This window comes from Spirosoma sp. (genome assembly GCF_048594605.1).
Lineage (GTDB): Bacteria > Bacteroidota > Bacteroidia > Cytophagales > Spirosomataceae > Spirosoma.
The window spans coordinates 15,017-30,934 of the sequence record NZ_JBMDWV010000264.1 but is presented as its reverse complement, the minus strand read 5'-3'; the positions used below and the strand labels follow the sequence as shown (position 1 = coordinate 30,934).

At 47.1% G+C, this 15,918-nt stretch carries 12 protein-coding genes; 2 read left to right on the top strand and 10 right to left on the bottom strand.

What is annotated here, in order from left to right; translation table 11 throughout:
• From ACOJS8_RS16200 to ACOJS8_RS16180, 5 genes are all read right to left on the bottom strand, one after another.
• The coding region (locus ACOJS8_RS16200) for an ROK family protein (protein ID WP_420149587.1) at positions 1 to 772 on the bottom strand (772 nt) is incomplete at its 3' end.
• Between the two features lie 56 nt (positions 773 to 828).
• Positions 829 to 1,797, bottom strand: coding sequence for a glycosyltransferase family 2 protein (locus ACOJS8_RS16195; protein WP_420149586.1), 969 nt, complete (start codon positions 1,795 to 1,797; stop codon positions 829 to 831).
• 66 nt (positions 1,798 to 1,863) lie between these two features.
• On the bottom strand, positions 1,864 to 4,035 hold the full coding sequence (locus tag ACOJS8_RS16190; protein WP_420149585.1) for an ArnT family glycosyltransferase: 2,172 nt from the start codon (positions 4,033 to 4,035) through the stop codon (positions 1,864 to 1,866).
• 47 nt (positions 4,036 to 4,082) lie between these two features.
• Positions 4,083 to 5,663 carry a hypothetical protein gene (locus ACOJS8_RS16185; RefSeq protein ID WP_420149584.1) on the bottom strand — a complete coding sequence of 527 codons (1,581 nt, stop codon included), beginning with the start codon at positions 5,661 to 5,663 and terminating at the stop codon, positions 4,083 to 4,085.
• Positions 5,664 to 5,806: 143 nt separating this feature from the next.
• Entirely contained in the window at positions 5,807 to 6,679 is an 873-nt protein-coding gene (locus ACOJS8_RS16180) for a carbon-nitrogen hydrolase (protein WP_420149583.1), read from the bottom strand.
• 185 nt (positions 6,680 to 6,864) lie between these two features.
• Between ACOJS8_RS16180 and ACOJS8_RS16175 the strand changes: the two genes are divergently transcribed.
• Positions 6,865 to 7,962: a Gfo/Idh/MocA family protein gene (locus ACOJS8_RS16175; protein WP_420149582.1), complete on the top strand. Its 1,098-nt coding sequence runs from the start codon at positions 6,865 to 6,867 to the stop codon at positions 7,960 to 7,962.
• A 212-nt stretch (positions 7,963 to 8,174) separates the two neighbouring features.
• Positions 8,175 to 8,405 (top strand): hypothetical protein, encoded by a 231-nt coding sequence (locus ACOJS8_RS16170; protein WP_420149581.1) that lies wholly within the window; start codon positions 8,175 to 8,177, stop codon positions 8,403 to 8,405.
• A gap of 8 nt (positions 8,406 to 8,413) precedes the next feature.
• Here the strand turns inward: ACOJS8_RS16170 and ACOJS8_RS16165 are convergent, their stop codons facing one another.
• From ACOJS8_RS16165 to ACOJS8_RS16145, 5 genes are all read right to left on the bottom strand, one after another.
• Positions 8,414 to 9,421 (bottom strand): hypothetical protein, encoded by a 1,008-nt coding sequence (locus ACOJS8_RS16165; protein WP_420149580.1) that lies wholly within the window; start codon positions 9,419 to 9,421, stop codon positions 8,414 to 8,416.
• Positions 9,422 to 9,493: 72 nt separating this feature from the next.
• The gene (locus tag ACOJS8_RS16160) at positions 9,494 to 12,208 is read right to left on the bottom strand and encodes a hypothetical protein (RefSeq protein WP_420149579.1); all 2,715 of its coding nucleotides are present in this window, start codon (positions 12,206 to 12,208) and stop codon (positions 9,494 to 9,496) included.
• A 100-nt stretch (positions 12,209 to 12,308) separates the two neighbouring features.
• On the bottom strand, positions 12,309 to 13,700 hold the full coding sequence (locus ACOJS8_RS16155) for a protoporphyrinogen/coproporphyrinogen oxidase (protein WP_420149578.1): 1,392 nt from the start codon (positions 13,698 to 13,700) through the stop codon (positions 12,309 to 12,311).
• Positions 13,701 to 13,766: 66 nt separating this feature from the next.
• On the bottom strand, positions 13,767 to 14,528 hold the full coding sequence (locus ACOJS8_RS16150) for a glycosyltransferase family 2 protein (protein ID WP_420149577.1): 762 nt from the start codon (positions 14,526 to 14,528) through the stop codon (positions 13,767 to 13,769).
• Positions 14,529 to 14,732: 204 nt separating this feature from the next.
• Positions 14,733 to 15,896, bottom strand: coding sequence for an acyltransferase family protein (locus tag ACOJS8_RS16145; RefSeq protein WP_420149576.1), 1,164 nt, complete (start codon positions 15,894 to 15,896; stop codon positions 14,733 to 14,735).
• Positions 15,897 to 15,918 lie beyond the last annotated feature (22 nt).

The window sequence follows — 15,918 nt, the reverse complement described above, 5'->3', positions numbered from 1 at the left end:
TAGCATCGGGGTGAAATAGATGAACAACATGGGAGAGTCCTAGGGCTAACACCGAACCGATTTGCTCAATGAGCATACGTGCAACCGGATCACCGGCTTCGTAGGCGGGGTGCAGAAACCGGGCTTGTCCTCCTGTCTGATGAGGATTTTCGCTGGCCGCTTGTTGAACGGCTTGTTTCAGAGGAGAATCGTCAGGAAGCTGGGGCAATAAATCGCTAATCTGCCGGTCAACTGCCCAACCCGATACCGTTTGCTCGATCGTTTGCCCCGGCGAGGAATCGCTCGGTGGCACAAGCCATAAATGACCGATTTCAGCTTCGCCTGGCATGGCACCGTGATAGAGCTGGCGGTTAACTACCATACCTCCGCCAACTCCGCTGCCTAGTGTTACGTAAAATACATTGGCAAAGCCGGTAGCTACGCCCTGGAGCGCTTCGCCAATGGCTGCTACGTTCGCGTCGTTTTCTAAACGTACGGTAGCACCGGGAACTTGCTTTCGAAGCCAATCGCCCAGATCAAAACCCGACCAGCCACCAATCTGATGCGAGGTAGCAATACGTCCGGATTGCCAATCGACCGGTCCGCCGAAGCCAACGCCAATGGCCTGGGGTTTCTCCGGGAGTTGCTGAATACACCCCGCAATTTGTGCTAAAATACCTTCGGCTCCTTGAGCTGGATCGACGACGTATCGAAATCGCTGAGTAATCTGTCCAGTTTTGTCACCCGTAACCAATTGTAACTTCGTTCCGCCGATTTCAATCCCAAGATTCATGAATTAGTAAGTACTGACGATGGTATAGACTTTATTGAAGTAGGTAATTCCTGCATTTATGTGGGTTCAGAAACCAATGGTTTAGACGATATATTGACTGTATCGTCAATAATAAACTCAGGACGACCTTTAATTTCATTGAAGATACTGCTCAGGTATTCGCCCAGTATGCCGATGGTCATCATTTGCACCCCTCCAAAAAAAACGACGATAATCAGGGTAGACGACCAGCCATGAACCAGTTCGCTGGGCTTGAAAACCATTACGTAAAGGACCCAGAGCGAAAGCAGTAAACCGATTACCACGGCGGCTACGCCTAAGGATGAAGCGATACGTAGCGGTTTATTGCTGAAATATAGCAGACTCGTGCGGGCAAAGCGCAGCATTTTACGTAACGGATACTTTGTTTCGCCCGCAAAACGCTCATTTCGTTCATAAGAAATCGGTTCCTGCCGAAAACCTACCCAGCTAATTAGCCCGCGGATGTATTTGTTACGTTCGGGAAGCTGGTTGAATGCATTGATCACTTTCCGGTCAATCAGGCGAAAATCCCCGGTATCGAGTGGCAGAGACACTTCCGAGAGGTAATCAATTGTTCGATAGAATAGTTTAGCGGTTAATTTTTTGAACGTTGTTTCGCCCTGGCGGTTTTTTCGAACGGCATATACAACGTTGCAGTTTTTGTCCTGATACAGCCTGACCATATCCGGAATGAGTTCGGGAGGGTCCTGTAAATCGGCATCAATAATAATCGCTACGTCGCCTGCACACTGTGAAATGCCCGCCGAAACAGCAGGTTGATGACCGAAATTACGCGAAAAGGAGAGAACTTTCAGGTGAGGATCCTGTTGGGCCAGTTCCTGTAAAATGGATAGTGTCTTATCTTTACTACCATCGTTTATAAAGAGCAGCTCGTACGCTTCAAAATTAACCCGCATGACGTGTGTTAACCGTCGATACGATTCACGAATGACTTCTTGCTCGTTATAACAGGGGATGATGACCGATGTATAGGTAGTGTACATGGTTTTCGTGTTATAGCCAAATATATCGATACCAGCGGCTGATTACTCAATGACTTGATTAAAAGGTCAGAACAGATAGGTCTGGCAGGAAAAACGCTTTAGGCGAACCAGTACTAGTTTACCTGATGAATGAATTTCGGTTATGTCAGCGGGCTTAATTAGCGAACGTATCAACTCCGCATCGTCGGAAAGAATGTAATTGTAGCAGAACGCCCGTTGGGCATTTGGCAAATTAGCGTATTCCCGAAAATAGCGGATGTAAGCCATCTCAACCGGATGATCGGTTTGCTGATTCAGAGCACTCCAGTAGTGATAGAATCCAGAATCAGACCCTGGCAAAAAGCCTATATTCTTAACATCCGGGCCAATGTAAGCCAGCAAAGGAGCATACTCTTTATAATGATGAGGATGATTTGTAAAATACGCCTGGGCACGATGTTCGTACAGAACACTTTCCTCTTTGCTCTGCCGAAAGAAAGAAAGTGAATCCAGCTTATGAAAGATTTTAGCCCGATCTCCGTAATTATAGGCCTGACGTAACGAGAGACACAATGGAGAGGGACTATATTGGTAAGACGTATTCAAAACCTGGTAATACGTGCGCTGTTGATCCGCCGTCGGTAAGCAAACGTAACTGGGGACGTGCGCTAAAAGGCGTTGCGCTATATAGCGAATAGGTATGACCATTTTACTCGGATTTCCGAATACAACAGCCATCGATACTACGTATAAAAGCAAAGTCAGATAAAATCCGCTACGTTTAAAAATGCCTTGCCACACGTATGCCGTTATTACGCAGCCTATGGCAAAAAATGACATGTGAACGCGTGAGCTGTATAATTGAAATTTGAAGACACTAGAATACAGCACAAAGCCAGCCAGCGATAAACTAAAAAGCAGCTTAGCGGACGAATGGCCCCGGCGGGTAAATAGAAGTAAAGTGGCAACGAGGAGAAGAAAAAAGTGAACCGTATTAGGTGCCATATCTTCCTGCATCGAAAACCTGACCTGGAATTGGTCTTTACTGATGGCAGGATCTTCAACAGCAACCCCAATTAGTCGATGGAACCCCACAATTACGGAATCCGCTTTAATATTATAAGGCGAATAAGGGGTGCCGATGTGCAAACCGGCGTTTTTAACTACGCCTGAAACGGAGTGAGCCACGGAAAATTTATCGACTGGAATTTTCTCCGCGCTTAGCCGGGACGTCTCTTGCGGACTCATAATTGAACCAAAGACGGCGTAGTTTCGGGCAAAAAAGGGCGCAAACAGGATGGCAAACAGCAGAATCGCCCCGACCAGCGTTCCCCAACCAAACAGAAATCCCTGACGCCGTAGAATCTGAACCGCCAGATAGATAGCAAAGGGCAACGCAAAGAAGAGGATTGGGTATTTGGTGAAACTCCCAAATGCAAGTGCTAACAGGCACCAGACTAACGTAGTACGATCGGGGTAACGGAGAAACCAATAGCCGAACAAAACAAAGCTAACGAAATAGAAACAGGCTATATAATCATTCTGAGTAGTTGTACTTTCAAATAAACCAATTGGTAAGCAGAGCATCAAAATCCCGGCCAGCAATTGACCTCGATACCCCAGACCCATGCGTTTGGCCAGCAGACTCACTGCAGTTACGGTACCGAGCATAGCGCCAAACTGAATAACGTTAGCCAGGTAATCGGAGCCAGTTAGCAGAAAAGTATGCAAGACTAAATACTCAGAAAAAACATTGTGATAGAGCTGCTGAACGTGTACCGTTGGAAAATGATCCAGATTATGATCGTTTAGCCAGTAAAGTATTCGCATGAGATGGTACTGGTGGGAATCATAGTTACTGGGAGGAGCATAAACGGCCAGAATCAGCAGTGGTAAAACAATGATTATAAGCCCGGTATAGATCAAAAAACGACTGCGCTTGTCAATGGTATCAAGCGTTAGGATATGCCTTAGTTGGTAGGTTAGTTCAGGTAAGGTGATTTTACTACGTAGCGAGCGATTCAGCCATAGTACGGTTGCCACTGCCACCAGGAGCCAGTAAAGCCGAGCCGTTAGGGGAGTAATCAGGTTGAAAAAGGAAAAAACTTCATTATAAACAAAGACGGACGCTCCATGAAGAATCAGACTTTTAATAAAGGCCAACCTTAGGGCGGTATAGGAACCGTAGCAAGCGTTATGTCGCAGAAAGAGGCTAAGCGTAGCCGCTGTAAACGACACGATCAGTAGAAGAAAATACATGGTGAGGTTGCTATGGTAGAGAGGAAGAGGTTTGCTCGGGGGAGACGCTACTTCATTGTAGCTCGGCCAAGGTAAATTTCATCGCCTTTGAGGTTAAGGGTTGTGTAGAAATTGTAGCCATCTTGCACGTAACGTAGCATAACCCGAGTCCTATCCTTCGGACCGGCATAAGCCTTCGTCGCGGCCACCAGAATCTGATTGCCATTGACTATGGCTCGAACAAAAGGTAAATCACGGGTTTTTAGCTGATTGGCATTGTATTTATACCAGGTTTTTCCGCCGTCGTAAGAGCATTCTGTTTCTTCGTTAAGATACGACTCTTTTCCATTAAACAGATCGCTATGGTGCTTGAAAAGTCGCCAGAGACCATGGATATAATGCTCATAACAGGCGTAATTACGGTCATTACCGGTACCCTGCTGCATCGGATCAGCAGGAGAGGGCTGATCGGGCGTAAGTTCGTTATGGTCATCCCAGAATAAGCCGCCGTAAGCGCCTGTAAACCAGTAAAAAATGGCTAACCCTTCGGCCACAACAGGCGGAGCCGGATGTTCAGCCTTAGCGCTGTTAGGAAAATCGCCATTTTGGGTATTAAATAACCACAACCAGGCAATACGTTTTTTAGGTGACAATTTCCGGCTTACTTCCTGTTCGCCCAACTGACCAGCCAGCCAATGACGGTCGCCATCCAGTACGTGTCGGGCCGAATAATCCAGTTCTGGATAAAGGAAATACGTCCCCGGCATGTAAAAATCGGCGTAGTCGTCGTACGATTTGCCGACGATGTCGTCAGGCATACCACGTTCCCGGCTGGTAGCCGTGTGTTTGGCCGGTAGTCGGCAATTGGCATCAATAGGGGCCATATAATCGCTGGCCCGGCAGTATCCGTAATTATTGTGTGGTATGGGGTCAATCGAGCCAATTTCTGTTTGTGGGCTGGCGTTTTCCTTCATGGTTTTCATCATAAAGGTGTATAGATTAGCCTGTTCCTGCTCGTGCCGGATGCCGTAATTATTTTCGATATCCAGAACAACTGTACCGAACGTATTTTTCCATTCAGCCGGGCAGTCGCCAAAACCGACGCAGTTACCTCTTAACTCAGCCGCAATCTGAAGATCTTTTCGACCTATTTCTGTCGAAGCACTTTTATAGATTACCTCATTCGCTTTACTATTGTCGGCGGCCCAGGCTATACCAAATGAGTCTCTAAAATAATTTTGGTAAATAATCAGCGAACGCTGAGGAATGGATAACTGACTTTTCCAGCCTGCAGGTGGATAATCCCCCCCCCAAATTTCAACGTTAGGCACCATCCGGCTTTTGTCGACGGCCGAAAAACCTCGTCGGAAAATCTTCGTTCGATCCTGTTGAACGTGAAGATTACGTCCTGCCCCGTTGAAAATAAGCTTTTTTGTTGAAGGCAGCGTAAAGTCACCCACTACATCCATGTTATAATATCCTTTTCGGGTAGTAGGCGTAAACTGTGCTCGAGGGGTGGTTTGCAGCGCTGTCTGTGCAGGAAGTGCCCCCTGTAGTTCTACGGCAACCGGACTGGGCGGAATACGCTGCCAGAACCAGAAACTTGCTCCAGTCAAACCAGCCACGAAAAACAAGGCAAATAATTTCATAGATAGCTTCAATTGGTAGCTGAAGTTTGGTGAAAAACTTGATTTCCGGACGTAGTGGTGCGTTCGCTATTTACCAGCCGCCCTGCCCCTGTAAACGTTGAGGGCAACCGGTAAAAGCATTCGTTAGCTGTCGGTACTAAATCTTACTCATCAATGTACCGCTTCGTAATGGGCTGGTACGAATCAATACGTCGGTCACGGAAATAAGGCCAGGTCGTACGGTATTTTTCGGAAAGGCTTAAATCAACAGATTGCACATGAACCAGTTCCTGATCGTGGGGAGCCAGATAAAGTAACGACCCAAAAGGATTGGCCACGAACGAACCGCCCCAAAACTGCTGATCAGCTTCACGACCAACCCGATTTACCGCCACTACGTGAACTCCGTTGGCAATGGCATGACTCCGCTGAATCGTCTGCCAGGCATTGTATTGTTCGGTGTTTTGTTGAGGATCGGGCTCATTCGTATCCCAGCCGATCGCCGTCGGATAAAAAAGAATTTCGGCGCCCATCAGCGACGTAATGCGGGCCGCTTCCGGATACCACTGGTCCCAGCAAATCAATACGCCAATTCGGGCAAACCTGGTATCAAAAACTTTGTAGCCCAGATCACCGGGTGTAAAGTAAAACTTTTCGTAATAACCCGGATCATCCGGAATGTGCATCTTCCGGTATTTGCCCAGATACGTACCGTCAGCATCCAGTACGGCCGTTGTATTGTGGTAAAGTCCCTGCGCCCGTTTCTCGAACAGCGACGCTATGATAACAACGCCCAGTTCGCCCGCCAGCGCCCCCAAACGATTGGTGGTTGGCCCAGGAATGGCTTCGGCTAAACTGAAATTATGATGGTCCTCTACGTCGCAGAAGTACAGCGATGTAAACAGTTCCTGCAAACAAACGATTTGCGCACCCTTTTGAGCGGCTTCGTGAATTCCATTGATCGCTTTCTGAATATTGGCCTCGACGTCTGCCGAGCAACTCATTTGTACCAAACCGATATTTACGTTCTTAGACATGCGGCAAAAATAGGGTGTTCGTTAGTTAGAACCCGTATTGTCAACAAAAAAGCCTGGCCTGTGGGTTCGAAAAAAGGTTTGAGTTTATGGACTGATGTTTGTAGTTTCAAGCTTAAGTGCCAACTTTTGAACAAGCTGGTTGAATCTGAAACGTTAACCTTACAATCTTAACTAGTAAAAACAGTATGACCTCCCGACGAACCTTCCTTCAGACAACTGCTCTGGCTAGTGCTACCGTAACTTTTTCTCCCACAACACTTTGGTCAGCCACGCGGCCAGTAAAAGATAAACTAGGCGTTGCCCTGGTCGGACTGGGTTATTACAGTACCGATCTGTTAGCGCCAGCCCTTCAAAAAACGAAAAACTGCTATCTGGCTGGTATCGTGACGGGTACGCCCGAGAAGGCTGAGAAATGGAAAAAGCAATACAACATTCCCGATAAGAATATTTACACGTATCAAACGTTCGATCAGGTTGCTAATAATCCTGATATCGACGTCATCTACGTAGTGCTGCCACCCTCTATGCACGAAGAATACGTAGTACGGGCGGCTAAAGCGGGCAAGCATGTTTGGGTAGAAAAACCGATGGCCGTAACGGCGAAAGAATGTCAGAACATGATCGATGCCTGTGCAAAAAACAAAGTATCGCTGGCAGTAGGCTACCGGCTTCAGCATGAACCCAATACCCAGGAGTGGATGAAGGGGCTTCGTGATGGAAAAATCGGGAAAATTCAGATGGTCAATTGCTCGGCCGCTTACTATGACGCGCGTACGAATCACTGGAAACAAAAGAAGGAAATGGGCGGAGGAGTCATGTATGACATGGGCGTATACGTATTGCAGGGGGCGCGGCTGGCAACGGGCGAAGAGCCGATTGCTGTTACAGCTCAGCAGTACACGGCCCGGCCTGATGTGTACAAAAATGGTCTTGACGAAACGACGATGGCCCAGCTCATTTTTCCAAGCGGTGCACGGGCCGCCGTTCAGACTAGCTATGGCATGAACATGAATTTCCTGGACGTAGTGGGCTCGAAAGGAACCTTGCGGGTAGAGCCGTACTCCGCCTACAATGGACAAAAGGGCGTATGGGGCGCAGGCGGTAAAATTGAGCATCCTTACGAGGTACCCTGGCAGCAGACCCAGCAAATGGACGATGATGCCGCAGCCATCATGAATAAAAAGCCTTTGATAGCGCCAGGCGAAGAAGGATTACGAGACATTCGAATTGTCGAAGCTATTTACGCTGCCGCCAAATCAGGGAAGGAAGTAAAAATTAGTTAATACATCAGATTATTTCGTTCAACGTATCAGATAGAAAGGCAGGGTTTGGTAGTACGTTGATTAACCTGGTTTTGAAACAGATACGTTGAACGAAATAATTAGAACTGTTTTAATTGTATGGTAAACTGTTTGAGTTGTGTTATATAAAGTCAGATTCGGGATTTGGCAGGCCGACGGCTTTTTGCTTACTTCGCCTGTCAACCCCTCTGCTTATGCAACCCACCGATTTTACCAAGCTCTCCGCCGAGCAGCAGCTCGACACACTTTATTTTTCGGGTGACATTCTCGCGAATCGCTACGAAGGCGAAAATATTTTCCTACTATATAACCTTCGCGATTTCTACGTCGAACTCCGCTATGATGCCTATAACAACAAGCTTCATCAGGTTACGGCTTTTCGGGATACGAACCAATTAGAACCGTATCTGCCATATTTAAACTAAATTTTAGCTCAGATTCGCAGCTTCTGACGTATTAGGTCAAGCCAGATCGATCGTCCTTCACAAGTCCAGTGGGTATCGCCTTTCAGGTACATACTCGCTGGTTTTTTGCTGAAGGCGTCATACGTATCGACAGTAGGAACACGTAGCCTGGAGTTAGCCTGGATGCGTTCAATCAAGTGGTTATAAACACCACGGTCAGGTTCCAGAATACTTGCTTTATTAGGAATCAACGATAAATACACTTCATTAAAACCCAGCATTCGATAGCGGTCTGCTACAGAATTGATGCTGTCTACCAGCGTATTAACTTCCCGGTCCGTTAAGGGTGAGAACGAGGAATTCAGAATTTTGGCTTTGGTTGTATCAGTGTCGGAAGCAATGAATATGTTTTTCCTGTCGTTCGATAAACTCACACTTGTATAAGCCCGATCAAACCATTCAAAGGTAAGCTGCGCTTTCAACTCCTTAAACCAGAAAGCCCAGTCATGACTAAACAAAGCTGACTCAAGCCGCTCCTCTACGTCGGTCCGATGAAAGTCATCATAAATGCGTTTGTAAAGCGCCGGGCGTTGAGCAGTGAGTTTGCTGGTATCATCTGCTACAACTAGTTCCGTAATAGGTTGGCTAAAATGCTCCCGGACATGACGCTCAACGGATTCGATCAGCAATACGTTACGTTTCGTTGAGTCAAGCTGAGCGGATTGTGTATAGGCCCAGGCTACCCGCTGAAAATGACTCACCCTAAAATCAGATTTACTCAGCCGTTGAGGTTCCGTAAAGCTGTCGCCAATTATATAAAGATGAGTAGAGGACGTATCACTCGACCGATCAGGCGACGGACAAAGGGGCTGAGGCTGCTTAAATTGTGGTAAAGGAGCAAGGCGATACAAGTCGCCATACCGATAATCGTCAATGATAAGCCTGGTTCTATAAAACCATCGGGCTACGGTGGTTGATAAGCCCGCTCCCCACAAAAGGAGGGCAATTCCCAAAATTATATAACGAACTATGCGCATAAAGCATGGAGCAGAGGGCAAAGAGTACAGGTCATCGAGTAGCTTCTACCCTATGCCCCATGCCCTTAGCCTTCATCTAATTCGAATACTGAATAACTGTACAGCCTGTTTCGATCCGCTAAGAATATAAATCTCGTTGGTGCGTTCGTCGAACTGTAGGGTTACCGGAAAATCGCCTGGAATGGGGCGGTCGCCAATGACACGGCCATTCAGATCGTAAAGCGTTGTAAATCCACCCGATTTAACACTAATCAATTCTACACCGGCACCTAGACGATGATACCGAACATTGTTACGTCCTGACTGCAACGCCCGCACATCAAATCGCCGTTGTCCCTGTTGATCAAGTACCGTCAGTTCGGTATCGGAGGCACGTAGCAGCAGCCAGTTTGTTTGATCTTCATCCGGAAAAAGGCGGAACGTAGCACTGCGGACGGGCCGATAAAGCTGTGTCCGTTTAGCAATCAATCCATTACTGTTCAGCGTTAGTAGTTGCCCCTCGTCAGTGATCGTTTCGATGGTTGAACGGCCGGGTGGTTGAAGAGCTGGCCCGACAAACTGTATTTCGGGTTCTTCTTCCCCTGTTCGTTCAATACGGCTGGGAAAATGTGGGTATTGCTTTCCACTCTCATGCCAGTGATTGAGCGTCCCATCTGACTGAATAGCCAGCACATCCATACCGGTTGGTTTTACAAGTACCTGAAAAGGTAACTGCAAAGGGGCCTTGTTCGTAGCTGTCAGTAACCGGACAAAGGCGCGTCGCTGCCGATCCAGTGCATAAATGTGCCCGTCGGCATGAGCTGCTAAAGCAACCAGGTTTCGTTGTTGACTGCCACGCGGCCGTGCCAGATAAGATACGTCGAGACCTTTAGGCACAGGAATCGATAGGAGAGCAGGCGCTTTTTTGCGATGAACGGGATCGGCTACGTATAGCTTTTGGTCGGTCATGAACAAATATTGCAGGCGCCCATTGTTCAGAAAGTCTACACCCAGGGCATTACTCCGAATAGGACCATCGACAGGACTTTGTGTGAGTTTATCACCTTCAGGCGTGACAAGGAGAAATTCTCCCGAATTCGTGTGTGCATAAAACTGCGTAGCGTTTTCAGTTAAGCTGCCTGTTACAATGGGAGCTGAAAGCAGAGAGGCATTCAGCGCAGTTTTCTTCTGTAACAATACTTTATTGAGAACAGCCTGACTAGAACGGCGGGTAGTACGTCCCAATACAACGGTTGACTGAATATTCTCATTACCGTAACTGGCCTGATAAGCCATATTTTCAAGGTTAGCAAGTGCTGTACTGCCTGTAGCAGGATCGATTTGATCCAGTAAATTTTGCCAGGCAAGCGGCCAGGTTGCAGGAACCGTTGTGTGCGCTCGATTGAGCCGAACCAGGGCTGTGAAGTTAGCCGGACGTAACGTTTTATTAATTAATTCTGCCTGACGTTGATCGGCTGTCCAGACAGCGCCCCGCTGTATTTGCTGCAGATAATCCTGAAGCGTTTCTTCACTATTCGCAACTACCAACGAAGAGCCATGCTGGGTTATCCAGCTTTGCGGAAAACCGGAGAATAAACTACTAAATAAAGACGCTGGCAACTCCGCTACGTTAAGCAACAGGATTTTATGACCCAAGTACGATTTGGGGGCAGAGGCTTTAGCGCCAGCCTGATACGCTACCTGCTGATAAGCGTCGACGAGTTGTTTGGCGTTCTGTGCCGTAAGTACAAGAACCTGTCGGGAGGCCCCCGTTGAGGATTCCAGCCGACAAAGCAGAATATCGTTGCCCAGCGCCTGATACAACGGCTTGGTGGTCGACTTAATCTGATCGAACCGGTCGCGCAAGAAGTCGCTGGATGCAGAGCTTAGCAGCTGATTTAATGAGCGCCCAAAACGCCGGGCGTCACTTACGCCGATGTGGTAAAGCGTGGCCGTCGTCTGCGGAATAAGATTCGCGTGCAGAATACGGCGGGGAGCCTGATTAGTGAACAAAGCGGCTACGTCGCGTCGATCCCCGATCTTATCAATTGCATAGCCGATAATATGCGAAGGCGAAGCGGACTGCCGGAATTGCAGATTCAATTCTTCAGGAAGAAAGATACGTACCAGCGACTTTACATCACTAAACAGCGATTGAAGTACTTCGGGGCGGACAGACAGGGCGGCCAGATGATCGGAGTCAACTTGAAAATCAGGCTCGGGCTGACGTAACTTTAATGACTGGTGCATTCGTTTAGCTACGTTCTCCATCAGAATACCTGATACGCTGCCTATCAGAAAATCGTCTGTCAAAATAAATGAACCGACAGGGTCATTCTCTCGTGTCACCAGATCCAGAATTTTCTCGCCCGCAAATGTATGATTCAGTACTCGGTATTGACGGGGGTTCGGCTTTGTCAGCTTATCTATAAAAGCCTGGTCGCTACCCGAAATTGGAATATAAAAAATGAAGTCAAGCGTTGTGGGCGAAACCGAATGGAGCGAATACCGAATGTTACGTTCCGAAACGAATTTCAGAACAGTAGCCGTGTCGGCAGTAGCATACAGAAAGCGGTCGAGTCGTTGGCGGGCTTCATCAAAAACGGGAATTTGTCGCAGCGACATCTCGGTGCGTAAGGCTTTTGCCGAGATGGTATCTTGTAGATGATCACTCGCCAGTATAAGTAATGATCCGGGAGGAACCAGAGCCTCAATGGTTTGTTTCGCTGGAAAAAGTCGCCGATAGCCTAACCATCCTCCTACAAACAGGACTATCGCACCAATACCAATCCAGAGATTTCGTTTCATTTACGAATTATAGAGTCATAGAGTTATAAAGTTATAAAGTTGTAGAGTGACCTGGATATATAACTTTACAACTCTATAACCCTACAACTTTACAACTTTTTTATTTTCCCCACATCGCGTTGGCGGTCTCGGGAAAGGGCATAGTAACTTCAGGAACGTTAGCTACGACTCGGTTAGCCCATTCAACGCCCTGCATTAGCGAATGATCCTGATTGCTAACTTCATATTTCCACGCTCCAAACCGGCCCCGTGAGTAAATTCCGAAAGGCTCGAGCTTGGGCAGAACGGCCTTCAATATGCCATCCCGTTCAATCGATGGCGTCGGGTAACCGTAATCAAACGCCATGTGGAATGTTGACACAACATCATCGGCCGATTCAATCAACTGATCTTCAATCAATGCCCGAACCGTATCTTCAATCAACGTTTCCCGGTTTACGGGTTTAGCAGCCGATTCGCTGGTTTCCGTCATCAGCGACCAGTGCTGGTTGATGTCCGGTACGTTATTGGGACTGTAGTTTGAAAACACAGTTACCCGATAATAAGGGCTGTTATATTCCGGAAAATACATCCAGCACATCGTTTCCAGGCTTTCTTTGGGTTTACCTTTCAGCCCAATGCCAACGACATTAGTTGAAGAGTGTTTCAAGCCCTGTGCTTTCTGGACCGTATCCGCATCTAACCCTTCTACTTTCTGCGTGAACAAGTCGAGGGGCATGGTATTCATCAGATACTCGTAATGGATTTCTTCGCCATCAGCCAGTACAATTTTTTTCTCCGTGCCAACTACTTTCTCGACCGTTGCATTGAGCTTTACGTACTCACGGCCAATAAGATTACCTACGGCCTCCCAGATACCACCTGTTCCTCCATGCTTCGGAAATTGAAACGTACTGTTAGGCCCCCAGGAAAAGTCGTCCTGATTGAAGATGATATTTTTCGTAACCCGCTGCAAATCAGTAATCGCTACGCGTTCGCCAACCCAAACGGCGTTCATGTCTTCCGGTGGATATGCCCACACTTTGAAGTTGTACGGAAACATGAATGTTTCGGCTAGACCTGATCCGAATGTAGCCAGAATCCAATCGCGGAAATTTGCCGGTTTCTGATTGGTTGGAAACTTGTAATTGTGGATGATGCCTTCCAGACATTTCCACATGGTTTCGGGCGTCAGGTACTTAATGTTATTCTGAAATGGATAAGGAACGAAGCGATTCTCGATCCAGACCCAAGATTCGCGCTGGTGACTGAGCCAGCCATCTTCGCCTAATGCTTTCAACATCAGGTCATCGAAGTATTTATAGTGCGAAAACTGTACGTGTCCTCCTACGTCCCAGGTGAAACCTTTTTCGTCCACAAAACTTTTGGAAAGGCCTCCAATACGATTTTCTTTTTCTAGAACGATGAAATCTGTAACGCCTAATTCTTTCAGCCGATACGCTGCTCCGAGCCCCGTAGGGCCAGAGCCAATAATTACATATTTATAATTCATAGTTGAGTTGACGGATTTTGTAAAGTAGGAGGCATAGATGTTGCACGCACCGTATCATACATCTATTTATGCTGTAACAGGCTCCGGGTTTTTGAGCGCCTTGACTTTACCGCCTAATTCAAAACGGAACTGAGCTAGCTCTTTGAAGCTTTGGATGCATACTTTCAACAGTTTCCACTTCAGAATAGATACGGTTCCTGTTACCCGCTCTTTGTGCGTAATGGGTATATCGAATGTGTTGAACCCGGCTTTTTTGGCCATCACCGCCAGAAAAATATTCGGCGCAAACGGAGTTGGGGTCGGAAGCTGAGCTATCAGTTTTCGCAGAAACGTGCCCCGAATCAGCCGAAACGGAATGTTGCTGTCCTTTATGTATGTTCCGTAAATAAAGGCAATGCTCCACCGAAGAATTTTGGTAATCAGTAAACGGGCCGGAGCATCGTACCGCTCCTGACGATAGCCCAGAATGAACGGTGACTCATTACGTTTAGCCCATAACTTGCCAAAGTCTTCGCTAACAAACTGATCATCGCTATCTGTCTGAAATACGTATTCTGAATCGAGCGCAATAGCCTGCCGATAACCATTTACTACAGCGTTTCCATGTCCGCCATTGGGCTGATGCACAACCATCAGTTTGGGATAACGGTCCTTAATCTGGTCCAGGATGGCACCTGTTTTATCCCGTGAACCATCATTAATTACAATAAGGCGGGTATTTTCGGTAGGAAACTGACGGGTCAACAAATCGGTCCACTGCTTAACAACAGTTTCAATCACTTCTTCTTCGTTGTAAGCCGGCATTACAATTGACAGCAGGAGGCTCATTCAGCGTGTTTTAGGAAATTGACGACAGGTTCAATGCTCGTCAACAAGTTTAAAATAAGTTGGACTAACGAGTATGCCAACCCGGATAGTTTGTCTAAACGATACCGCAAATATAGGAAATTGTTATCGGCTTAACGTAGCAAGTCGTACGACCTTATTAAGTGGACAAGCTGAATTCGCTAATTCAGGGCTGACAATTTCTGCTCAATACGAATAGCGATCTTTAAGTGAATTGATGGGTTTTTCGATCAAATACCAGGAAATCGTAGCCAGCAAGATGGTCAACGTGAGGTAAAAACAAAATGGAAAAAAATAGGAGCTATTCAGAAAAGGTAGAATATCCGTGATACGTCGCCATGCCCGGATTGTGAAATGAGTCGGTTGTGTATGGTATACGTTATAAACAAAATTATGGTACAGGTATAATCCGTAACTAATACGCCCCAGGTATTGGCTAACAGGGTTTTCCAGCACCCATTTCATAATCCCTTCAAAGCCAATTACGGACCGGCCAATCAGGAAAAAGCCAAATAATGAGGCCGCTAGCCGCTCCCAAACGTCCGACATTACGTTGTGGTAACCTCTTGGCGAATCGACCGCAATCCAGTTATTCACAAGACAGACAAGAACAAAACTGGCCAGGCTCAGCCACACCCAGAGCGATGATTTAAAGACCTGTACAAACCGATCACGCTGATAGAGCCAGCCATATGCCATCAGTGCTCCTAATCCGAATGCATCAAGGCAGGTCGGCGTTGATACGTAGCCAATAAACCACGGTAAACGGGCCCGATACAAGACATACCGTAATGCTACGCTGCCAACAATCATACAGAGAGCCGTTAGGGGAACGTACCGGCGCGGAACGAAAAATAGCAGCAGGGGCATAAAAAGATAGACCTGTTCTTCCACCGCCAACGACCACAGGTGGTCAACTGTGCCCATCCAGGTATGATACAGAGCAATGTAAATGTTGGTGCCGTAGAGAGCCAGCCAGGCAAATTTTTGTCGAACAGGGGGCTCGTTGACCAGCGCTAACACAAACAAGGTTAGGTAATAGACGGGAAAGATTCGAATGGTTCGGCGGATATAAAATGTTTTCAGGTATTTCGAAAGACCACCATTAGGCAAATGGCTGAGTTTGTCCTTACTGGAAAGTAAAATCCGGGTAATCAGAAAACCACTCAGCACAAAAAAAATCGTGACGCCCAATGCGCCCAGTGCACCAATCGGCAATTCAATGTGTGTTACCGTCCAGTGATCGAACAACACTAGACCTACGGCAATAAACCGAATACCATCCAGTTGTAAAAGGTGGTTTAGGGTGGGGCGGTTAGTTTGCGTAGCTACTGGAACGTCTGTGTGCATAATCTAAAAATAACTCACTAAT